General features: G+C 68.9%; 21 protein-coding genes. 14 read left to right on the top strand and 7 right to left on the bottom strand.

Annotation, left to right across the window (positions count from 1 at the left end):
- Positions 1–336: 336 nt before the first annotated feature.
- Positions 337–879 carry a sigma-70 family RNA polymerase sigma factor gene (locus KIP79_RS35020; RefSeq protein ID WP_308170049.1) on the top strand — a complete coding sequence of 181 codons (543 nt, stop codon included), beginning with the start codon at positions 337–339 and terminating at the stop codon, positions 877–879.
- 399 nt (positions 880–1278) lie between these two features.
- Positions 1279–1707 carry a CPCC family cysteine-rich protein gene (locus KIP79_RS35015; RefSeq protein ID WP_214109267.1) on the top strand — a complete coding sequence of 143 codons (429 nt, stop codon included), beginning with the start codon at positions 1279–1281 and terminating at the stop codon, positions 1705–1707.
- Between the two features lie 126 nt (positions 1708–1833).
- Here the strand turns inward: KIP79_RS35015 and KIP79_RS35010 are convergent, their stop codons facing one another.
- From KIP79_RS35010 to KIP79_RS35000, 3 genes are all read right to left on the bottom strand, one after another.
- The gene (locus KIP79_RS35010) at positions 1834–3306 is read right to left on the bottom strand and encodes an AAA family ATPase (protein ID WP_250214336.1); all 1473 of its coding nucleotides are present in this window, start codon (positions 3304–3306) and stop codon (positions 1834–1836) included.
- A 240-nt stretch (positions 3307–3546) separates the two neighbouring features.
- Positions 3547–4239 (bottom strand): GntR family transcriptional regulator, encoded by a 693-nt coding sequence (locus KIP79_RS35005; protein ID WP_214109266.1) that lies wholly within the window; start codon positions 4237–4239, stop codon positions 3547–3549.
- Positions 4240–4280: 41 nt separating this feature from the next.
- On the bottom strand, positions 4281–5252 hold the full coding sequence (locus tag KIP79_RS35000; protein ID WP_214109265.1) for an SPFH domain-containing protein: 972 nt from the start codon (positions 5250–5252) through the stop codon (positions 4281–4283).
- A 220-nt stretch (positions 5253–5472) separates the two neighbouring features.
- On the opposite strand from KIP79_RS35000, the gene KIP79_RS34995 reads away from it, so the two are divergent.
- From KIP79_RS34995 to KIP79_RS34985, 3 genes are all read left to right on the top strand, one after another.
- The gene (locus KIP79_RS34995) at positions 5473–5958 is read left to right on the top strand and encodes a SigE family RNA polymerase sigma factor (protein WP_214109264.1); all 486 of its coding nucleotides are present in this window, start codon (positions 5473–5475) and stop codon (positions 5956–5958) included.
- Positions 5958–7088 (top strand): TolB-like translocation protein, encoded by a 1131-nt coding sequence (locus KIP79_RS34990; protein WP_214109263.1) that lies wholly within the window; start codon positions 5958–5960, stop codon positions 7086–7088. The genes KIP79_RS34995 and KIP79_RS34990 overlap by 1 nt, the downstream gene beginning before the upstream one ends.
- Before the next feature lie 372 nt (positions 7089–7460).
- Positions 7461–8258 carry a protein phosphatase 2C domain-containing protein gene (locus tag KIP79_RS34985; RefSeq protein WP_214109262.1) on the top strand — a complete coding sequence of 266 codons (798 nt, stop codon included), beginning with the start codon at positions 7461–7463 and terminating at the stop codon, positions 8256–8258.
- A gap of 187 nt (positions 8259–8445) precedes the next feature.
- Here KIP79_RS34985 and KIP79_RS34980 read toward each other — a convergent pair whose 3' ends face one another.
- Together KIP79_RS34980 and KIP79_RS34975 are read right to left on the bottom strand one after the other, a co-directional pair.
- Positions 8446–9264: a hypothetical protein gene (locus tag KIP79_RS34980; protein WP_214109261.1), complete on the bottom strand. Its 819-nt coding sequence runs from the start codon at positions 9262–9264 to the stop codon at positions 8446–8448.
- A gap of 733 nt (positions 9265–9997) precedes the next feature.
- Positions 9998–10582: a hypothetical protein gene (locus KIP79_RS34975; RefSeq protein ID WP_214109260.1), complete on the bottom strand. Its 585-nt coding sequence runs from the start codon at positions 10580–10582 to the stop codon at positions 9998–10000.
- Between the two features lie 86 nt (positions 10583–10668).
- Between KIP79_RS34975 and KIP79_RS34970 the strand changes: the two genes are divergently transcribed.
- Positions 10669–11001 carry a hypothetical protein gene (locus KIP79_RS34970; RefSeq protein WP_214109259.1) on the top strand — a complete coding sequence of 111 codons (333 nt, stop codon included), beginning with the start codon at positions 10669–10671 and terminating at the stop codon, positions 10999–11001.
- A 411-nt stretch (positions 11002–11412) separates the two neighbouring features.
- Here KIP79_RS34970 and KIP79_RS34965 read toward each other — a convergent pair whose 3' ends face one another.
- A complete protein-coding gene (locus KIP79_RS34965) occupies positions 11413–11913 on the bottom strand; it encodes a DUF2199 domain-containing protein (protein WP_214109258.1) in 501 nt (166 codons plus the stop codon).
- A gap of 185 nt (positions 11914–12098) precedes the next feature.
- Here KIP79_RS34965 and KIP79_RS34960 point away from each other — a divergent pair, with 185 nt between their 5' ends.
- The 3 genes from KIP79_RS34960 to KIP79_RS34950 are packed head-to-tail and all read left to right on the top strand — an operon-like array spanning position 12099 to position 15162.
- Entirely contained in the window at positions 12099–13166 is a 1068-nt protein-coding gene (locus KIP79_RS34960) for a tartrate dehydrogenase (RefSeq protein ID WP_214109257.1), read from the top strand.
- Complete coding sequence (locus tag KIP79_RS34955) at positions 13163–14065, top strand: alpha/beta fold hydrolase (protein WP_214109256.1); 903 nt, start codon at positions 13163–13165, stop codon at positions 14063–14065. The genes KIP79_RS34960 and KIP79_RS34955 overlap by 4 nt, the downstream gene beginning before the upstream one ends.
- Entirely contained in the window at positions 14065–15162 is a 1098-nt protein-coding gene (locus tag KIP79_RS34950) for a M20 family metallopeptidase (RefSeq protein WP_214109255.1), read from the top strand. Before KIP79_RS34955 ends, KIP79_RS34950 begins: the two co-directional genes overlap by 1 nt.
- Here KIP79_RS34950 and KIP79_RS49790 read toward each other — a convergent pair.
- Positions 15137–15898 (bottom strand): TetR/AcrR family transcriptional regulator, encoded by a 762-nt coding sequence (locus tag KIP79_RS49790; RefSeq protein WP_214109254.1) that lies wholly within the window; start codon positions 15896–15898, stop codon positions 15137–15139. The genes KIP79_RS34950 and KIP79_RS49790 overlap by 26 nt on opposite strands.
- A gap of 228 nt (positions 15899–16126) precedes the next feature.
- Here KIP79_RS49790 and KIP79_RS34940 point away from each other — a divergent pair, with 228 nt between their 5' ends.
- Genes KIP79_RS34940 through KIP79_RS34920 form a run of 5 tightly spaced genes read left to right on the top strand, consistent with a single transcriptional unit; the run spans position 16127 to position 20456 of the window.
- Positions 16127–16600, top strand: coding sequence for a hypothetical protein (locus KIP79_RS34940; protein ID WP_214109253.1), 474 nt, complete (start codon positions 16127–16129; stop codon positions 16598–16600).
- Positions 16601–16628: 28 nt separating this feature from the next.
- Entirely contained in the window at positions 16629–17597 is a 969-nt protein-coding gene (locus KIP79_RS34935; protein ID WP_214109252.1) for an ABC transporter permease, read from the top strand.
- Positions 17594–18472, top strand: coding sequence for an ABC transporter permease (locus KIP79_RS34930; protein WP_214109251.1), 879 nt, complete (start codon positions 17594–17596; stop codon positions 18470–18472). Before KIP79_RS34935 ends, KIP79_RS34930 begins: the two co-directional genes overlap by 4 nt.
- Positions 18469–19461, top strand: a complete 993-nt coding sequence (locus tag KIP79_RS34925) for an ABC transporter ATP-binding protein (protein ID WP_214109250.1) — start codon at positions 18469–18471, stop codon at positions 19459–19461. The genes KIP79_RS34930 and KIP79_RS34925 overlap by 4 nt, the downstream gene beginning before the upstream one ends.
- Positions 19458–20456 (top strand): ABC transporter ATP-binding protein, encoded by a 999-nt coding sequence (locus tag KIP79_RS34920; RefSeq protein ID WP_308170048.1) that lies wholly within the window; start codon positions 19458–19460, stop codon positions 20454–20456. Before KIP79_RS34925 ends, KIP79_RS34920 begins: the two co-directional genes overlap by 4 nt.
- Positions 20457–20713 lie beyond the last annotated feature (257 nt).

Below are 20713 nucleotides of genomic sequence, written 5' to 3'. Positions count from 1 at the left end.
GTGGCAGAACAGACGGTCCGCGCTGGTCGGCGCGCACAGCAGCGCGTCGGTGAGTTCGAACAGCACATCGGCCCCGGCGGGCAGGCAGTCATACAAGTCGGTCTGGAACCGGGATAACACGGCCAGTAGCACGACTCGGGCGTCAGCGTCCTCAGAACCGGGAAAAGACCACGGTTTTTTCACATATTCACGCGTAAGGTGCGGTGCACCCGTGCTGCGTGCTGCTCAACGGGTGCCGTGTCCGGCACCCCCGAACTTGCAATGCTGGAGTCCGATGTCAGGAAACAGTCAACGATTCTTGCAGATTCCACTGTTCCGGCGTGGCGGAGCGTCCCGGTGACCGTGGTCGTCAATGAGTGCGCCGCGACGCGTGGCGCGTCGCCTGCCGCCATCCGCATGGCCGCACTGCATGCACATCACGCGCCTTCGTTGTACCGATTCCTGTTACGACTGACCCTGGGCGAGCCATATCTCGCCGAAGATCTTCTGCAGGAGACCATGCTGCGGGCGTGGCGGAACATCGAGGACGTGCCACACGGCTACGAACCGGAGCGGCGGTGGCTGTTCACCGCCGCCCGCCGGATCGCGATCGACGCGGCGCGGGCTCGGCAGGCCCGGCCGACCGAGACCGGCGCCACAGACCTCGTCCGGTTACCCGAAGCGGACGACGCGATCGAACGACTGGTCATCATCCACACAATGCGCGAGGCGTTGCCGAAGGTGAGTGACGCCCACCGCCAGGTGCTCATCGAGATGTACTACTTCGGACGGTCGAGCGCCGAAGCGGCGCAGCGGCTCGGCATTCCCGAAGGAACCGTCAGATCGCGGGCGCACTATGCCTTGCGGGCGCTTCGCGCGGCCCTCGGGCTCGACGGCTGACCATCACCGGCCCGCCGTCCTGCTCGGCCCGGTCTCCGGCGTCGTCGCCGGAGACCGATCTCCCTCGTTGACGCTTAAGTGTCGAGGAAGGGAGGGCACACGACACCGTGATCAGCTGCGAAATGTTGAGAACCGCCGAGACAACCGGGTGTCCAGAGCCACTCACGCGGGGACCTTGGCGTGCGTTTCGGTTCCGCCGCAGCCGGGATGGGCACCCTTAACGTCTTCGGGAGGCACCAGATCCGGATCGTTGCCGATGTACACGTGGACTTTGGCGGCGGGACGTGGTGGCACGCCAGCAGCTCGTACGAGATCCATTCCAGAAGGCGAGCGCTCCTGCCCGTAGCTGAAAGTCCTCTAGCGAATCGCGGCACCATGTCATATCCGGGATCCTGCGACGTGGCGCGCAGGATGTCCTCCCGCGCGGAAACTAGGGACATGACAGGTCAGTCGGATATCCCCGGTCCCGACGAGCTCGAGCGGCGACGCCAATGGTTCGAGTGGTACGTCGACATCGCATCGCACAACAGCATCCGCCGCCCACCGCGCGATCGGGCGTACACCTGCCCCTGCTGCGGCTACCTCACTCTCCGCGAGCGGGGAGGCTATGAGATCTGTCCGGTCTGTTTCTGGGAGGACGACGGTCAGGACGACCACGACGCGCATGTCGTCCGCGGCGGACCCAACGGCAACCTGAGCCTCAGCCAGGCACGCCGGAACTTCACCGCCTTCGGAGCCAATCGTGAACGCGACCTTCCCCACGTACGTGATCCACACCCAGAAGAACATCCACTCCAGGAAGAACCGCGATCGATCGACCACAGCTGACATGCGCGGCAGCACGGTCCTGAGCTCGTTCGGCACGGAGCGCCAGCGGCGACAGGAAATCAGGCACTCGCGCGAGTCTCCGTTACTCCACCCTGATTCGACGGATCCCAACCGGCCCGATCGCGGTCACGAACCTGTGTACAACCGATCCAGTCCCACCAACTGCACTCGCCCGTCGCTGCGCGCCGCCGCCTCCTGCAACGCAGGCATGAACCCCATCCCGCTGAACAGCAGCAGTCGCCCCGGCGCCTCACCCCTGGCCGCGAGTAGCGCCGCCACCCGCTCCAGCCGCTCCAAGTGCCCGAGCCCCACTACATCCCCCCACTTGGCCTCCCCAATGGCCAGCAGTGACCCGTCGGGGCCACGGACAGCGACGTCCACCCCGTGACTCGCGCGGGTGGTGGCATCGCGAACGACTCCGGACTGGACGCTTCCGGCCATATCACCCAGCGTCTCCTCCGACGCGAAGTCCTCACACCACACCCGGCACACTCGCTCGTACACCGGGCCTGCCACGTTGCTGCGGAAGCGGGGCTGGGCGGCACGCCAGATCCGCTCGGTACGCCCCTGCCGTACCCGTTCCAGCTGCGCCCAGTAGGGGCGCATGATCGCGTGATAGAAGCGGACAAGCGGCTCGGTTATCCGGTACTCGGAGCGGTTCCTGCGGAAGGCGTCGGGGTCGGCCACCAGGAGGCCGGCGTCCTCCAGCACGGTCAGGTGGTGGGAGATGTCGACGGCTTTGCGTTCGATTCTGCCCGCGATGCCGCTGCGGGTGGCGTTGCCCTCGGCGACCGCGGCCAGGACCGTGTGATACATGCCGGTGTCGCGCAGCGCCGGGTCCTCGGCCAGCAGGAAACGCACCTCGCGAAAGAGAGGACTGGCCGGGTTGAGAACGTACTCGACAACCCAGCGGTCGAAGTCGGCCAGACCCGCCGGAGCGGCCCCGGCCAGATACTCGGTGCGATACGCGGGGGTGCCGCCGACGATGAAGTAGACCAGGGCCGCCAACCGATGCTCGGCAGCCAGCCCCCAGAACTCGGCGGCCTGGCGGAAGTTGAAGGTGGGCACGACCAGTTCCAGCCCGGCCCGCCCACGCAGCGGCGCCTGACCGGAGAGCAGGCCGCCCATGAAGGAGATCGACGACCCGCACAACAGCAGGCGTGATCTGGACGCCCCTCGCTGCTCGCGGCGTGGTGACAGTGCCTTCTGGATGACCGACGGCAGGTCCTTGGCGTCGCGTACCAGGTAGGGGAACTCGTCCAGGACGACGGGGACCGTCCGCTCGGCCCCCAGGGAGAGCAGGCCGTCGATCGCCTCCTCCCAGTTTTCGAACCTGACCCGGCCCGGCGTCCCGGCGAAGGCGGAGACGGCCTCCCCGAGTTGGCGCAGTGCCTCCGCTCTGGGCACGGCCTCGGTGGCGGCGTAGTAGAAGCCGCCGGTCGCCTCGCAGACGGCTTCCAGCAGAAACGTCTTGCCCTGCCGACGCCGTCCGGAGACCACGCCGAGCGTGGCGCCCTGGGAGTCGTTGGCGACGAACCGCGAGAGCTGTTCCCACTCCCATTCACGGTCGAACATGTCCGATGGCCGCGGCAACGACATCTTGACCTTCTACTTTTAGGAGTACAGTCCTTAAAAGTGTACTCCTAAGAGTGGCGGCCGAGCGGGTGCGGCGAACCCAGCCGGCATCACCTCCCATGCCGCCTGTCTCACAGCGCATCTCAGCCGCCCCTCCATAGCCAAGCTGACCGAACGTGAGTCGGAGTCCATTGCTGGGCCGTCAGGCTGGCCGCACGCCGCCGAGCATCCCGGCGCCGAAGCGCGCGCTCTGGGTCACTCCACTCAGTAAGTTCTGGCCTGGGTGCACGCGGCAAGCAGTAGGCGTTCGGCCTCGTCCAGGTAGGTTGCGAGCAGGACTTCGGCCTCGGGGTTTCGGCCGGACTCCAACAGGGCCAGCAGTTCGCGGTTGCGCGGCAGGAAGGGCGCGTGCAGCGTACGGGGATCCATGGCGTGGAATACCAGGCGGAGTTCGGCCAGGAGTTGGGCCATCATCGCGTTCAGCCGCCGGCTGCCGTTGAGGGAGGCGATGATCTGGTGGTAGCGCAGGTCGGCGGTGCCGACGTCGAGCCAGCGGCCCTCGGCGGCGGCCCTCTCGGCGTCGGAGACCGCGTCCCGCAGAGCGGTCAGGGAGATGGGGTCCTTGTCCGGCCGACGGACGGCGGCGCCCTCGATCATGCGCCGGGCCTGGTAGATGTCGGCGACGTCGGCCGGGGACAGGACGCGCACGTAGACGCCCCGGTTCAGCTTGTGTTCCAGCAGCCGCTCGTGGCCGAGCAGGCGGAACGCCTCCCGCAGGGTGTTGCGGGAGACCTCCAGCTCGGCGGTCAACTCCTCCTCAACCAGACGGCTGCCGGGCAGCAGGCCGCCCTGGGTGACCCGCTGCCGTAGGATCGCCGCGGCCCACTCGGCCGTGCTGCTGCGGACCCGGAACGGGCGGGTCTCCCCATAGGCGTCTGAGGAGCCTGGTTCACTCACGGTTTGCAGACAATCACTAGTTCGTTCTCATTGTCGAATCCCTATTTGCCGGCGGCGTTCACGCCCTCGGGATTGCCGGGGGCGTAGACCGTGATGCCGTCCGGCAGCGCCTTGATCTTGTCGACCTCCACGCAGGCGGGGCAGGCCTCGTAGCCCTTCTGGCGGGCCCGGTTGGCGTCCGCCTCGGCCTCGGCGCTGGTCACCAGGGCCCGGCCGTCGATCTTGGCCTGCTCGGCCTTGGCCTCGGCCTGGCGGATGTCCGCGTGTGCGCCCTGGGCGTTGGTGATGCTCTGCTGGACCTCGGCGGGCAGGGTGATCCGGACCAGGTTGAACCGGAATCCGGTGAGGTACGGCCCGCCCAGCATGGTCTGGATCTCCCGCTCCAGGCTGGCGTTGACTCCGGACTGCACCCGGGCCAGGTTCGCCAGGCCGGTGCTCGGCTCGGGGATGTCGGCGCCGTTGAGAAAAGCGCAGGTGGGCACCAGTTCCTCGCAGCGCATGCCCCCGATCTGCACGCGCAGCGTGTTGTAGATGACCGGGCGGACCGCCTGGCCGAAGAAGGCGCTCCAGCCTTCGTCGCCGTCCCAGGCGTAGAGCATGTCATCGTCGTCGCCGATGTAGGTGCGGGTTCCGTACCGGTCGTCGAAGGCTTTGAGGGTCTCGTGATCAAGGTTGAGCGTGAAGTAGAACGTGCCCTCCACGCCCACGTTGACGCCGTCGCCACTGGGCACGATGACCTCGTCCACGCCGAGCGTGGTGGCCCGTTTGGGGTCTGAGGTGATCGTGTAGATGCGCTGCTGGGCGGGGTAGGTGTGCGCGGTGGACCAGAACCCGGTCCAGGTGGGTCCGGTGGCCGGGTTGAGGACCTGGCGGATGCCGCTCTCGTCCAAGGGACCGCCGTCGCGGATGATGGCGATGACTCCCGCGTCCGTGTGGGTGAACCCGGTCGCGTACGTGATCAGCGCGAGCCCGGTCAGGGCAGCGAGTAAGACACCGATCAAGGATTTGGCCATATGTTCAATGTAAGGATTGTTGAACAATTTGATAAGAGGAGATTTGAAAGACCGGCACGGGCGCCCACGTTGTCCGCCACCTTTCGCCCCGCAGGTTGTCCGTCTTGTGCCGCAGATCGTGAAGGTAGAAGCCGCTGAGCTCGGCTCGCGTGAGCGTCCTGCTCTACGTGCGAGCCCCGCGTTGTGCAACGGACGCGGCCCTCTCATGCTCTAAGAGGACATGCGGGATGAGGAACAGTTCGAGAAGTTCGTGGCTGGACGCGCCGATGCGCTGCTGCGCTTCGGGTACGTGCTGTCCGGTGACCCGCACGATGCCGCCGACCTCGTCCAGGAGGCGCTGGCCCGATTACGCGGCTCATGGGCGCGCGTCCAGCGCAAGGACGACCCGGAGAGTTACGTCCGCACCACGATGACGCGCCTGCACGTACGCGCCTGGCGGCTGCGCGCCCGGGAACGGCCGACGGCCGAGCCGCCCGATTACGGCGGGCCGGACGTCTACGACGAGACCTCCGATCTGAGCGACGCGCTGGCCCGGCTGCCGCGCCGCCAGCGCGCGGTGATCGTGCTGCGCTACTACACCGGCCTGCCGGACGAGGAGATCGCCGCCACGCTGGGCGTCTCGCAGGGCACAGTGCGCAGCCAGGCGTTCCGCGGGTTGGCGCGACTGCGTGGGGAACTGACGGCCGACGTGGTCAGGAGACGTTGATGCGCGACGAATTCGAGCGGAACCTGGAGTCCGGCCTGCATCTCCTCGCCGAACGTGCCCCGGCGGCCCCTCCCGACCTTACGACCCGGATCCGGGCCCGGCGTGCCCGGGCGTGGTGGTGGCGCCTGCTCGCCGCCGCGCTCACGACGGGGGCCGTCGCCGGGACCGGCGCGATCGTCACGGCGGGCCACTCTGTCGAACGTGTCGTGCCGCCCCCGGCGACGATCCGTCCCATCGAGCAGGTTTACCCGGACGCGGTGCACGAGGTTCCAGCCAGGCTGCCGGACGGCCGTACGTACGATGTGGTGGCGATGATCGACCGAGGGCACGCGCTGCTGCGCACGGTCCGCGACCGCCACGCCGACCGGACCGACGGGCTGTGGTCGCTCGACCTGGCGACGGGCTCGGCGACCCGGCTGGTGAAGGTGAGCGTGCCCAAGGGCACCGTCATCAGCTTCTGGTCCGCCGCGGTCGGCGAGGGGCGCCTGGTCTGGTGGACGGCCCGCCGTGTCATGGGGAAGATGACCACCACCTTCTTCACGGCCCCCGTCACCGGCGGCGAGCAGCGCCCCATCGCCGAAACCCCCGGCTACCCGCTGGACCTGGTGATCGACGACGGGCGCCTGGTCTGGACCCGGTCGGGCACCGGCGGCGCGTACGAGGTGCCGCTCAACGGCGGCACGCCGAGGCCGATCGAAGGCACGAAGGGCCTGCACATGGTGCGCTGGCCGTGGCTCGGCCGGCCCTCGTTCCGTACCGAGGAGCCGAGCGTCCAGCACGCCGAGATCGTCAACGCGCTGACCGGCGAACGACGCACCGCGCCGACCTGGCGGGCGCCTGCCTCCTGCTCGGTCACCTGGTGCGTCAGCCGCGATCAGGTCGGGCGCCGGGACGGCACCTCAGTGCGCACCATGTCGACGGGCTGGCAGCACGACCCGCCCGCCCTGGACCGCTTCCTGCTGTTCATGACACCCAAGTCAGACCGTTTTCACCTGCTGTCGGACCTGGCCACGGGGGTGACCACCGAACTGCACCCCGATGACTCCCCCACGCTCGACTACCGCGCGACCACGCTGACCTACCGCAAGGGCGACCGCATGGTGATCGTCGACCTCACGGCGATCGACTGACGATCAGGGCGATACGCGGGTCTCTTGGGTGGAGACACTCGCGCCCTGGCTAACCCCCCACGTCACCGATTCAGCAGAACTCGCCTCCTCGACGGCTGGATCCTCCACCGGCTTCGGCACGCCGCCGCCTCCCGCTAGCGCTCCCGACGGACGGCTGGCGCGGACGCCGCCAGCGACCGTACGAGTGTTGCCGGTACTAAGGATGATGACGAGTCGCTCATCCTGGATCGCGGGGCTCGCGGCGAATCCGGATACTGATCAAGGACCAGACTGTGGGCCCGACGCGTCTGCGCGGCGGCAGATGTGTGCTTCCAAAGAGGGTAGGCGGTTGTATGGTCGACGCCTTGATCGGCGGGAGGGCGGCGGCAGAGCATGCGGGTGGCGATGACGAGCGTGGCCGCGGGACGGGCCGGCCGCGTTAACGAGGACTTCACCGGCGCCGTGCCGATGGCAGCTGTGCTGATCGACGGCGCCGGCATCCCCGGCAGTGAATCGATCTGCCGGCATGGTGTGGCCTGGCACGCCAGCCGCCTGGGAGGCAGCCTCCTGAGCCTCTTATCACTCGTGCGGGACCGCAGTCTTTCGGAGTTGCTCGCCGAGGCCATCGAGCGGGTGACAGACGATCATCGGGACACCTGCGACGTCGCCAACCCCATCAGTCCGTCGGCGACGGTCGCCATCCTGCGCCTGTCCGACGGCCTCATCGAGTACCTGGTGCTCGGCGACTCGGTTCTCGTCCTGGACAGAGCAGACGATGCGCCGCTCGTCGTCTCCGATCTGCGGGAGGTGATCATCAGTCGGTCATACCAGCCCGCGATCGAGGCCGCCGCCGCGGGTAGCGACGAATACCAGCGGCTTCTGCGAGACTTGCGCGCCAACCGGAACCGGCCGGACGGCTTCTGGGTGGCCAAGGACGACCCGCGGGCGGCAGACGAGGCGATCACCGGAAGCTGCCCGATCTCCGAACTAGCCGGTGCCGTCCTGCTCAGCAATGGAGCCAGCCGCATCGTGGACCGGTTCCAGCTCGCCGACTGGCCAGAGGTCATGACCGTCTTAGCGACGAGCGGACCCGCCGAAATCATCCATCGTGTCCGTCAGGCGGAGGCGCGCCACGCGGTGGCGGCCGACGATGCGACGATCGCACACTGCACCGACCTCGGCGAGGCCTGACCGTCGCCGGCGGAGCCTGGGCCGGTGGTCAGTTCTGCTGGGCTGCGCGGGTCTGGGCGAGGCGGTAGGAGTCGGTGCCACGTCGTGCGGTCGAAACTCACGAACAACGACTTCACCGGAACAGGGGCGCGGTCACACCCGGCAAGCAACTGCGGTCAACTCTCTCACGAGCAAAACCATAAGGGGATCATGAATGTGAATTGCCGGAAGACCGGCTTGCTTGATCGCCTTCCCAGACCTTCGTGAAGCTGCGGCGGAGAGGGCGTACGGCGAGGGCCAAGACGGCGCAGTAGATCGAGGGGAGCACCTCCCACGGGTCGCCGGCCGCTTCGGGCAACACGGGGCGCAGTAGTGCGTACACGATGCCGAGGAGCAACGCGGCGGGAGGATAGCGCAGGGACCGCCGCACAGCCGCCTCACCCGCGTTCCACCGGATGACCAGGGAGGCGAGCACGGAGGCGACCGCCACCGGGACGCTGGCGAATGCGATCGCTTCCGGCAGTCCGTCAAGGAGCGGCGGCAACAACGCCGGGTTGTAGCCGGCGCCACCGTCGCTACGCGGCCAGTTGTAGGTCGCGACGGTGACCGAGGTCGCCGCGATGGCGAGAACCGAGAGCTTCACGGCGATCGGCAGCACCGGGCGCCCGTCCGGGAAGATCGCGGTCGCGAGCAGCAGCGGCGCCATGACCTGCGGTACCCAGATCCAGTAGTGCAGCCACGCCTCCCAGCTCGCGCCCACTCCGTCGGACGCGATGACGAGGTCCGGAAGCTCGCACACCAGCCGAACCACGCCCAGCAGCCCACTGAACAGGAAGATTCGCCCGATACCCCGGCTTTGGGCCCGGCTCCCCGCCCACGCCCCCGCCAGCAGCATCACGCCCGCGCAGACGGCCTCCCAGACGGGCGCGTCGCGGGGAATGGGACCATCGGCGATCAGCGCGACCATGACGGGGAGAGCAGCCACTCCAAGCAGCGCCGTCCCCCAGAACCGGAGCGAAGCCCACATGCCAGACATGATCCGCTCGTGACAGTTCGTCCGCCACTCAGTTCACCTATCGTCGATAGCCTTCACCTGGCGTGAACTAATCGAGTCGCAGAGCCGGGGCGCCGACGGCATGAAAGTGCTTCGATCGCGGCCCTTGGCCGTGCCCGTTGCGTACCGTGACGCTCCGCGCCGCCACGTGGCCCGAGCTTGCGGGGCCGCACGCTGCGCGTGGGGCCCAGGGGCCGTTCTCACGCGCGCCCGCAGCTCGGGCCGCGGCGGAATGTATGCCGAGCATAAAGTAGGCGAAACTCGTGACGTGGCTAGACTGAGCCCCGGCTCTTCGGGGGAACTGACCGATCCCGACGGTCGCGCCTGGCAAGTGCGGAGGCGCAAGCTTGACCCCAGGACTGTCCGGAGCCTGATGCGCCGTCGCGATATTCCGGTATTGCTAGGCGAATCCGGCGGCTTTGACTTGCGGTGGGTCATAGACGGGGAGCGGGGTGCTCTGTCGGAGCTGGTACGCCGGAATTATGCATTCACGGCTGAGTCTGCGGCCTCTGACATCGTGTACATGGGCCACGAGTTCGGCGATGAAGCTGGGCAGCGTCTACTCTACATCGAGGAATGGTGTTGAGCCTCGGAATGCTCGTGGGCATCCGCCGGCCCCGGTAGCTGGTCAGCGCCTCTACGGGCCGTGATCCACATGCTCCCGAGATGACAGCGCGCGTTCGTTTTCAAACAAACAGACCAGCCCTCAGGCTTGCTCCCTGTCGCGAGCCATATCGCCTTTTGGCTCTTCCGCTTCTCCAACTACGTGGCGGTCGTATCGAAGGTCAGGAGGATCGAACTCGATACCGTTCTCATCCAGTGCGTTGTACACCGTGATCCGACCCTGTGGAAACACGAAGCTGAGCGCCACCGTCCCTTTGGCTATGTCATCGCCCACCCAGTCAAGAAGCTCTACAGCCCTCAGTTCCTGTCCTTCCAACGCGGCCACCTCCCGAAAGGCATCGTCGCGCCACACAAGCCGGAAACCCTCCCCCGCCCAGTCCATGGGCTGAGCCGGATCAACCGTGTTCCAGGTGATCGACACATCGTGAAACCTCTGATGAACGATCTCGACCTGCTCACCGTCGAAGTCCAGCAGCACCAACCCGTCCGCGAACCACTCATCCTCGTCCGGGTCCCAAACCACCAGCACGCGCGACAGCCGCCGCCCCACAAGCCCAGCCAACCTAATCCCCTGAGCTGCCATCACCACCGACAGACCGGTCATCCACTGCGGCCTGTAGCCGGGCACCCCGAAGTCGAACACCTGACGATTCTCCCGCTCGACCACGCCAGACCCGCGGAGCACGGCCCAGCACCAGCCGCAGATGACACTTCGGTGTCAGCCTCACGGTGATCCTTATCCAGGTACAGCACATGGGCCTGCTCAGCCTCGCCCGTGTCAACGAACTGCGCGGACCGACCGGGGCCCAGCTCGCCCGCCGCTACGGCTGGGGCCGCCAGTACGAACGCGAGCAGGAGATCGCCCGCACCCCGCGTCCACCCCGCCGCGTCCTCGAACGCGCCACCACCGCCTACCGCACCGGACGGCTCGGTATCCGGGCACTGGCCACGCTGGAAGGCCACGACCCAACCGATCTCGAGATCGGCCTTGCTGACGCCGGTATCACCCCGCGCCCCGAGTCGGTCCGCCACGCCGATCTCGCACGCCTCCTCACCCGAGCCCGCGCGACCCCCGAGGATGCCTGACGCGTGCCCGATCCCCGCGACGAGATCTGCGTCCTCGACGCGGTGAATCGAAAATGTCCTCACCCTCGCCATCCAACTCGGCCATTTCCCCGCACTCACCGATCTCCGCCAGGCTTATGCGCGGCTCCGCCAGTACGGAGACGGAATGCTCCCTCTGGAAAAGACCGGCCTGCTCAACGTGCACCGGCAATGGCTTCAGCCGTCTTGATCATCCGTGTGCCCAACGGCCTAACCGGATCGTTCAGAGTTCAGCCAGTGTAGGAAGTATGAATTCGTAGATTTGAGTACGGAGGGATCGCATAGCGGCTCAGGCCTGCCATGCACCAAACCTGCCTTTATCGCTTTCGAGGCGATGAGATCCGGGCCTCTGCGCGTGCGACCTGGGGACCGCTCTCCGTCTTCTCCTTTTCTCTACGGCACCATGCGCAGCACATCGGCATGCGGCCACTCGCGGCGAAGGACATCTGACAGGACTGCATGCGGGCTACGCGTGATATACGGCAGTTGCTCGCGGTCTCGAACGACTGCCTCTGCTGGGGCCGCCATGACTTGGTCTCCCCACGGAGGGATCGCATTAGCCAGCACCCCGGACAGCTTCAAGGTCGCGTACTCCGGTTCCCACCAGACCGCATACGCCTTCTGCAACACATCCGGATGCACGCCCAGCCAGACAGCGAAGGTCACGCTGTAGCCTCCGGTCAACGACACCGGCAGGAGGCAGCGGATGAACGCGCCATAGCCCTGCACCTGCATCATGTCGTCAGTGCTCCACGTGAGAGCCTCGCGCTCAGCCTCATCAAGTCCCAGCACAGGATCCGGGAGGCGGAATCGGACATGCCGATCATGCCGATCCCGGGGCTCACCACATTCCGCACAGACATCACCGACGATCGGGTGACCTTCCAAACTCATGGCCGCGACCCTACTCATGTCAGGACCACCGGCGTAACCAGGTGTCCCAGTCGGGGTAGCGCGCGAGCGACTTCCCGCGCGTAACTGCTTCTAGTCAGGGCGATCGATGCGTGCCCGCCGTACTCTGGTCATTCCATAGTCAATGACGTAGACTAACCGCCTTGCTAAGCGGGACAGGAGAACGCATGCGCGAATATGACATCGCGGCCATTCCGGGCGACGGCATTGGCCAGGAGACCGTCCCTGCCGCCCGGCGGGTGCTTGATGCTCTGGCTGGCCCGCATGGCTTCCGGCTGCGCTGGACCGACTACCCCTGGGGGTGCGCGTACTTCGGCGAGACCGGCCGGATGATGCCGGAGGACGGTTTGGAGCTCCTGGCGGGGGCGGACGCCATCCTGCTCGGTGCCGTCGGTGCGCCGGACGTGCCGGACCACGTCTCGCTGTGGGGGCTCCTCGTGCCGATCAGGCGGCGCTTTGATCAGTACGTCGCGCTGCGGCCGGTGCGTCCCCTGCCGGGCACGCGCCTGCCGCTGCGCGATGACCGGCCCTTCGACCTCGTGGTGGTGCGTGAGAACACCGAGGGCGAGTACAGCCAGGTCGGCGGCAGGATGTTCACCGGCACGCCGGAGGAGTTCGCGGTGCAGGAAGCCGTCTTCACCCGCCGGGGCGTGGAACGCATCGCGAGGCACGCGTTCGAGTTGGCCGAGCGTCGCTCGGGCAAGGTGGCCTCGGCGACCAAGTCCAACGGCATCGTGCACACCATGCCGTTCTGGGACGAGGTGGTGGAGGAGGTCGCGCGGGACCACCCCGGCGTCGAGTTGACCCGCTACCACGTCGACGCCCTGGCCGCGCTGCTCGTCCTGGACCCCCGGCGCTTCGACGTCATCCTCGCCTCGAACCTGCTCGGCGACATCCTCAGCGACCTCACCGCCGCGCTCGCCGGCGGCATCGGGATCGCGCCTTGCGGCAACATCGACCCGACCCGGCGGCATCCGTCCATGTTCGAACCGATCCACGGGTCGGCCCCGGACATCGCCGGCACCGGGATCGCCAACCCGATCGGGCAGATCTGGTCCGCCGCGCTGATGCTGGAGCATCTGGGCGAGACCGCCGCCGCGGCGCAGCTCACCGAGGTGCTCGAGCAGACCGTGCTCGCGGGGGATGTGACGCCCGACCTGGGCGGCGCTCTGTCCACCGATGAGGTGTGCGACGCGATCGTCGAGCGGCTGCGGCACGCGGCGGTGCCTGCGTGACGGCGCTGTTCCCCGGCTTCGAGCCGGTTGAGTCCGATGACGGCGGCGTACGCGTCCGGGCCCTCGCGGGCGGGTCGGGGCCGCCCGTCCTGCTCCTGCACGGCTACCCGCAGACGCGGGCGATGTGGCACCGGGTGGCGCCGTCGCTCGCCCGGGACCACACCGTGATCGTCGCCGACCTGCGCGGATACGGTGACAGCGACAAGCCGGAAGACACGCCAGGAGCCGGGACGTACGCCAAGCGAGCCATGGCCGCCGACCAGGTGATCCTGATGCGCTCGCTCGGTTTCACGCGTTTCGCGGTCGCCGGCCACGACCGGGGCGGGCGGGTGGCGCACCGGATGGCGCTCGACTTCCCCGAGCGCGTGCACGCGCTCGCGGTGCTGGACATCGTGCCGACGCTGCACATGTTCGAGAACGTGGACCGGGCGATGGCGTCGAGCTACTTCCACTGGTTCTTCCTGTCCCAGGGGTCCGGCCTGCCGGAGCGGATGATCCTGGCCGACCACCAGGCCTGGCTGCGCAGCCGGTTCGCGGGACGGCACGCGGGCGCCTGGCCCTTCGACGAGCGCGCCATGGCCGAGTACGAGCGCTGCTTCGACGAGGCCGCGATCCGGGCGTCGTGCGCCGACTACCGCGCCGCCGCCGGGATCGACCTGGACCACGACCGCGCCGACCGCGCGGACCGCGACCTGGTACGGGTGCCCGTGCTCGCGCTGTGGGGCGCGCACAGCTACGTGGGCCGCAACTTCGACGTGACCGCCGTCTGGCGGGAGTACGCGGAGCAGGTCGAAGGCGTCGCCGTGCCAGCGGACCACTACGTCTGCGAGGAGGCGCCGGCAGAGGTGATCGAGGCGCTGTCCGGCTTCTGCCGGCCGCGCGACGGGAGCGATTCGTGATGACGTCCACCGACCGGCCGGTACGCCGGCTCGCCGAACTGGTTGCGATCGAGTCGCCCTCCCGGGACCGTGCCGGGCTTGAGGCGTGCTACGAACTGCTCACCGAGTGGGCGCCGCCCGGCCTGGGGACGCCCGTGCGCGTCCTCCGCAACGGCGTACCCCATCTGTACTGGGAGGGACGCCCCGCCGCCGGGAAGCCGGTGCTGCTCCTGGGACACGCCGACACCGTGTGGCCGCGCGGAACGCTGGCCGGATGGCCGTGCGTGGTGCGGGACGGGCGGGTCACCGGGCCCGGGGTGTTCGACATGAAGGCCGGACTTGTGCTGGCGATGGAGTCGCTGGCCGCGGCGGGGGTGACCGGCGGCGTACGGATGCTGGTGACCGGGGATGAGGAGGTCGGCTCGCCCACCTCCCGGGAGCTGCTGGAGGAGGTGGTGCGCGGGTGCTCGGCGGTGCTGGTGCTGGAGCCGAGCGCCGACGGCGCGGTCAAGACGGCCCGCAAGGGGTGCGCGATGTACCAGATCACGATCGAGGGGCGCGCGGCCCACGCGGGCCTGGAGCCCGAGAGCGGCGTCAACGCCCTGGTGGAGCTCGCCCATCAGGTGCTGGCCATCGCGAATCTGGGCGACCCCGAGCGCGGCACCACGGTCACCCCGACCGTCGCCATGGCGGGAACGACCGTGAACAGCGTCCCCGAGAGCGCGCGCATCGACGTGGACGTACGGTCCTGGCATCTGGAGGAACTGCGCCGGGTGGACCGGGCGATGGCAGAGCTCCGGCCGCGCCTGCCCGAGGCCGCGATCCTGCGCACCGGCGGCATCAACCGGCCGCCGCTGGAACGCGATCTGTCGGCCGGCCTGCTGGAGACGGCCAGGCGGGTGGCACGCGCCGCGGGACTGCCGCCACCGGCCGAGGCGTGGGTCGGCGGGGCCTCCGACGGCAACTTCACCGCGGCCCTCGGCGTCCCCACCCTGGACGGTCTGGGCCCCCTGGGCGGGGGAGCGCACGCACGGAACGAGTGGGTCGACGCGGCCGCGATCGGCGAGCGCGTCGCGCTGGTGGCGGGCGTGATCAGCGCTCTGGTTCCGCCGGGCTGACCGCGTCGCGCTCGGCGCGCGCGCGGTTGGCGCGCAGTTCGATCGCGTCGAGGTAGAGCTCGACCGCCAGGTCGAAGATGCGCGGGTCGCCGATGCGGGCGAGGTGCTCGGCCATCGAGGAGATGACCGGGAACTCCTCGGCCGGGAGCTGGCGGTATTCCACCTGCCAGGCCAGTTCGTCGCGGACCCGGCTCTCCGGGTCCAGCGCCATCAGGCCGGCCTCCATGGCCGACAGCGACCGTACGACGTTGCCGAAGACCCGCAGGTGCAGCGCCGCCTCCTCCGGGGGCAGGCCGGCGCGCAGCAGCGCGTCCAGGGCGAACTCGACGTTGGCGAACTCGGTGGGCCTGCGGGTCGTGCGCGCGGCCATCTGGAGGGCGAACTCGGGGTAGCGCATGAAGTGCTCGTGGACGCGTTGCGCGATCGTCCGCAGGTCGTCGCGCCAGGAGTCGGTCTTCTTCAGCGTGCCGCCGTACGAGCGCGCCCGCAGGTTGTCGATGAGCTCGAGCACGAGCTCGTCCTTGTCACGGAAGTGCCGGTAGATCGAGGTCGGATGCGCGTCGAGCTCCTTGCCCAGGGCCTGGAAGGTCAGGCCGTCCAGCCCGTCACGCGTCGCGACCTTCTCCGCCGCCGCCACGATGATCTGCCGGCTGAGGCTGTCGCGCGCCCTGCGCGTACGCCCCGTCGAGGCGCTCTTGGAGGTGCTCTCGGGTTCGCGGCGCGAGCTGGTCCCCACTTGGTTCCTTCCTCGTCACTACCACGTGCCTACTCGTCCTGACGATGCCCAAACACCGGCCTAAGTGCAAGTCATCGTCATTGACTATGACTTTGCCTAAGCATATTGCTATCGAAACACGCGCTCCTTACCATATGGGACACCTTCCGCCCATTCGGCGGTGTGTTACGGAAGGCCCGGCGCATGAAGCAATCGCACGTATCCCCCTCGAAGCCGTCATCTCCGGGGGTGACACTGGCCGGTCCGGCCGTCCTGTCCGTCCTCGCGGCCGGGTGCTCCACACCGGCGCAGAACACCCCCGCCACCCAGCCGGTTGCCGACAAGCCGGTCCGCAAGGGCGGCGGCATCGTCATCGGAGCCGAACAGGAACCCGACTGCACTGACTGGATCGCGACCTGCGGCGGATCCATCTGGGGCACCTACATGATGCACACCACGACCATCCCCGGCATCAACTTCATGCGTACAAAGGTGACCGGCCTGGACGACCTGCTCGACCAGGTGGCCACGGAACTCGACGAGCAGGCGCGCAAGGCGGCATCGGTCAAGGCCGACGAGCTCATCGCCGCCGAGGTGCCCTCGATCCCGATGAGTGCCGTGCCCACCATCCTGCTGTGGAGCGGCAAGGTCGGCGGCCCGATCAGCATCAACCCGGCTGAGGGACCGTGGTGGAACCTGGAGCAATGGGGCCTGGCGCAGTGAGGCCCGTGGGAGCGTCCGGAGGCCCGGCGTGCTGACCTTCGCGGGGCGGCGCCTGCTGTACTCACTGCCGGTGGTGGTCCTCGCGTCATTCATCCTGTTCGTCGCGGTACGCGCCACGTTCGACCCCCTGGCCAAGCTGCGGCAGAGCCGGGACCCGGCCGTCGTGGCGGAGCAGGTGGCCCGCCTCGGTCTTGACCGCTCGATCGCCGAGCAGTACGGGCTGTGGATGAAGGCGTTCCTCACCGGCGACTGGGGGATGAGCACCAGGACCGGCGGCGCCGTCCTGCCGATGATCGCCTCGGCCTTGGGCACGACGCTCCAGCTCATCCTCTGGGGTGTGCTGTTCGCCGCGCTGCTGGCCCTGGCGATCGGCGTCTACTCCGCCGCGCGGCAGTACTCGCCGGGCGACCACCTGTTCACCGGCCTGTCCTACCTGGGCGTCGCTCTGCCGCCGTTCTGGTGTGGCCTCATCCTGATCCAGGCGCTGTCGGTGTGGCCGCGCCTGCGGTTCGGCCTGGCCGAGCCTCCGCTGTACTTCGTCGGCCTGCACTCCCCCGGGCACAGCGGGATCAACGCCGACTACTTCCGCCACCTGGCCCTGCCGGTCCTCACGCTCACCGTGGGACTGGTCGCGAGCTGGTCGCGCTTCAGCAGGGCCTCGCTGCTGGAGGCGCTGTCCAGCGACTACGTGCGCACGGCCCGCGCGAAAGGGGTGCCGCGCAGGCAGGTGTTCATCCGCCACGCGCTGCGCAACTCGCTGGCGCCGTTCGTCACGGTCGTGGCCCTGGACTCGGCGATCCTGGTCGGCGGGCTGGTGGTGACCGAGCAGATCTACTCCATCCCCGGCATGGGACGGCTGTTCCTGGACTCCTTGATCGCGGGCGACGTGTTCGTCCTGCTCCCGTGGATGCTCGTCACCGCCCTGGCCATGATCCTGCTCAACCTGCTCGCCGACGTCGGGTACGCCGCGCTCGACCCCCGGGTGGCGCTGCGATGACCCTTCCTCCCCCGGCCGTGCCCACCGACCCGAGCCTGGCCCGCCGCACCGCCGGCCGGTTCTTCCGGCACCGGATCGCCGTGCTCGGGCTGCTCGTGCTGCTGACCCTGCTGGTGGCCTGTTTCGGCGCCGAGTGGGTCGCGCCCCATCCGCGCAACGCCCAGGACCTGCTGCTCGGGGCCACGCCTCCCGCGCCGGAGCACTGGCTCGGCACCGACGACCTGGGCCGCGACTACCTGAGCGAGATCCTTTACGCCGGCCGGCTCTCCCTGGCGATCGGCCTTTCCGTGGCCGTGCTGTCCACCGCCATCGGTACGCTGCTCGGCGCGATCGCCGGATACGCCCGCGGCTGGGCGGATGAGGTGATCATGCGGGTGACCGACCTGTTCCTGATCGTGCCGGCCATCGCCGTCCTGGCCATGGCGCTGCAGGGGCTCGGCTCCTCCCCGCTCACGATCATCCTGGTGCTGACCGGCATCGGCTGGACCACGATCGCCCGCGTCGTCCGCTCGCAGGTGCTCAGCCTGCGGGAGAAGGAGTTCATCGAGGCCGCCCGGGTCCTCGGCGCCTCCGACCTGAGGATCATCGTCCGGCACCTGCTGCCGAACCTGGTCGGCGTGATCGTGGTCAACATGTCCCTGGCGGTCGCGGCCGCCATCATCCTCGAATCGACGCTCAGCTTCCTCGGTTTCGGCGTCCAGCCGCCCGAGTCGAGCTGGGGCAACATGCTCAGCCAGGCCGCGGGCCTCATCGGCACCACCAAGGTTTACCTGCTGTACGCGCCGGGGGTGGCGATCCTGCTCACCGTGCTCGCGGTGAACTTCGTGGGCGACGGGCTCCGCGACGCCTTCGACGTACAAAGGAGGCGACGATGACGGCGGGCGACGTACTCACCGTCCACGACCTGACCGTCCGCTACCAGGCCGACGCCGGCTTCGTCACGGCCGTCGAGGGGCTGACCTTCACCCTCGGCGCCGGGCAGACGCTCGGCATCGTGGGCGAGTCGGGCTCGGGCAAGAGCGCCGCCTCGACGGCGATCATGGGGCTGCTGCCCGGATCGGCGCGGGTCACCGGCTCGGTCCGGCTCAACGGCAGGGAACTGCTCGGGCTGCGCGAACGCGAGCTGCGCGAGGTACGCGGGCGGGACATCGCGATCATCTTCCAGGACGCGCTCGCCGCGCTGAACCCGATGATGACGATCGGCGCGCAACTGGTCGAGGCGATGGACGTACACGACCGGGCCGCGCCCGCCAGGGCGCTGCGCGAGCGGGCGGCCGAGCTGCTGGACCTGGTCGGCATCCCCTCCCCTGCCACGCGGCTGGGCCAGTACCCGCACGAGTTCTCCGGCGGGATGCGGCAGCGCGTGCTGATCGCGATGGGCATCGCCAACGAACCGGACGTGCTGATCGCCGACGAGCCCACCACCGCCCTGGACGTGACCGTGCAGGCCCAGGTCCTGGACACCATCCGGCGCGTACAGGACCGCACCCGGACCTCGGTGGTGCTGATCACCCACGACCTCGGCGTCGTCGCCGGGCTGGCCGACCGGGTGATGGTGATGTACGCCGGCCGCAAGGTGGAGGAGGGGCCGGTCGAGTCGATCTTCTACCGGCCCTCGCACCCCTACACGGCCGGGCTCCTCGGCTCCCTGCCCCGCGTCGACCGGCGGGTGGCCCGGCTTCCGTACATCCCGGGGCAGCCTCCCTCGCCCGCCGCGCGCATGGCCGGATGCCGGTTCCTGCCCCGTTGCGAGCACGGCGAACCGGCCGCGTGCGGCGTGGGCGAGCCGCGCTACCTGGAGGTGGGCGAAGGGCACGCCACGGCATGCGTACGTGTCCACGAGATCGAAGGAATGGCCCGGTGAGCGCGCCCGCCGTCGACGTCACCGGACTGGTGGCGGAGTACCGTCTCGGCGGCCGGAGCGGACCCCGCCCCTGGTCTCGCCGTACCCCCGCCCAGGCCCCCACGGTCCAGGCGGTGTCCGGGGTCGGCTTCACGGTGCCGCGCGCACGCACGCTCGGCCTGGTGGGCGAGAGCGGGTGCGGCAAGAGCACCCTGGCACGGTGCCTGGTCAGGCTGATGACCCCCGCTCACGGGCGGGTCCTGGTCAACGGCGCGGACATCGCCACCGCACGCGGCCGGGAACTGCGGGAACTGCGCCGCCAGATCCAGCTCGTCTTCCAGGACCCCTACGCCTCGCTGAACCCCCGCCTGAGCGTGCGATCCGCGCTCACCGAACCGCTGGCCATCCACGGCCTGCACGCCGGACGCCGGGAGGAGCGAGCGCGCGAACTGCTCGACCTGGTCGGCCTCCACCCCGCGCACGCGGGACGCTTCCCCGGAGAGTTCTCCGGCGGGCAGCGGCAGCGGATCGGGATCGCCCGCGCCCTCGCCGTCGAGCCCGGCATCCTGGTGCTGGACGAGCCGGTCAGCGCACTGGACGTCAGCGTGCAGGCAGGAGTGCTCAACCTGCTGCGGGACCTGCAGGACGAGTTCGGCCTGACCTACGTCTTCATCGCCCACGACCTGTCGGTGGTGCGGCACATCAGCGACGAGGTCGCGGTGATGTACCTCGGCCGGATCGTCGAGCAGGCACCGGCCGACGCCCTGTACGCCGCGCCGCTTCACCCCTACACCCACGCGCTGCTGTCCGCGGTGCCGATCCCCGACCCCCGGGCCGAGCGCGCCCGTACCCGCATCGTGCTGGGCGGCGACCCGCCCAGCCCGGTGTCCCCGCCCTCGGGCTGCCGCTTCCGCACCCGCTGCTGGAAGGCCCGTGACGTGTGCGCCACCGACGTACCCGCGCTGACCGACACCGGCGACGGACACCAGGTGGCCTGTCACTTCCCCCAGAGTTGAAAGGAGGCCGAGAGACGGTCCCAGGCTGGCACCGATTCTTCGACCGCGCGGCAGTGCCTGTCGCTGCGGCGCGGCCGCGGCCTCCACCACGACCTCGATTCGCCGCGACCGTGATCGACGCCGCGACCGGGAAGGTGCTGGTCACGCTGTCCGACGGCCCGCAGGGTCGGCAAGCCGGGTGTGCCCGCCGCCCCATGCACTGGATATGGCCCGGTCAGCGGATGGGGATTGATTCAGGAAATAGCTGACATTTTGGT

Source organism: Acrocarpospora catenulata (assembly GCF_018476525.1).
In the GTDB taxonomy this organism is placed as follows: domain Bacteria; phylum Actinomycetota; class Actinomycetes; order Streptosporangiales; family Streptosporangiaceae; genus Acrocarpospora; species Acrocarpospora catenulata.
Note: the sequence above shows the minus strand (reverse complement) of the source record. Positions and strands in the feature narration are given on the sequence as shown.

Excerpts from the sequence above, each read along its gene's own strand:
- KIP79_RS35010 (WP_250214336.1), bottom strand. The coding sequence starts at position 3,306 with ATGTCGTTGCCGCGGCCATCGGACATGTTCGACCGTGAATGGGAGTGG.
- KIP79_RS35000 (WP_214109265.1), bottom strand. The coding sequence starts at position 5,252 with ATGGCCAAATCCTTGATCGGTGTCTTACTCGCTGCCCTGACCGGGCTC.
- KIP79_RS34995 (WP_214109264.1), top strand. The coding sequence starts at position 5,473 with ATGCGGGATGAGGAACAGTTCGAGAAGTTCGTGGCTGGACGCGCCGAT.
- KIP79_RS34990 (WP_214109263.1), top strand. The coding sequence starts at position 5,958 with ATGCGCGACGAATTCGAGCGGAACCTGGAGTCCGGCCTGCATCTCCTC.
- KIP79_RS34985 (WP_214109262.1), top strand. The coding sequence starts at position 7,461 with ATGCGGGTGGCGATGACGAGCGTGGCCGCGGGACGGGCCGGCCGCGTT.
- KIP79_RS34980 (WP_214109261.1), bottom strand. The coding sequence starts at position 9,264 with ATGTGGGCTTCGCTCCGGTTCTGGGGGACGGCGCTGCTTGGAGTGGCT.
- KIP79_RS34970 (WP_214109259.1), top strand. The coding sequence starts at position 10,669 with ATGGGCCTGCTCAGCCTCGCCCGTGTCAACGAACTGCGCGGACCGACC.
- KIP79_RS34965 (WP_214109258.1), bottom strand. The coding sequence starts at position 11,913 with ATGAGTTTGGAAGGTCACCCGATCGTCGGTGATGTCTGTGCGGAATGT.
- KIP79_RS34960 (WP_214109257.1), top strand. The coding sequence starts at position 12,099 with ATGCGCGAATATGACATCGCGGCCATTCCGGGCGACGGCATTGGCCAG.
- KIP79_RS34950 (WP_214109255.1), top strand. The coding sequence starts at position 14,065 with ATGACGTCCACCGACCGGCCGGTACGCCGGCTCGCCGAACTGGTTGCG.
- KIP79_RS34930 (WP_214109251.1), top strand. The coding sequence starts at position 17,594 with ATGACCCTTCCTCCCCCGGCCGTGCCCACCGACCCGAGCCTGGCCCGC.
- KIP79_RS34925 (WP_214109250.1), top strand. The coding sequence starts at position 18,469 with ATGACGGCGGGCGACGTACTCACCGTCCACGACCTGACCGTCCGCTAC.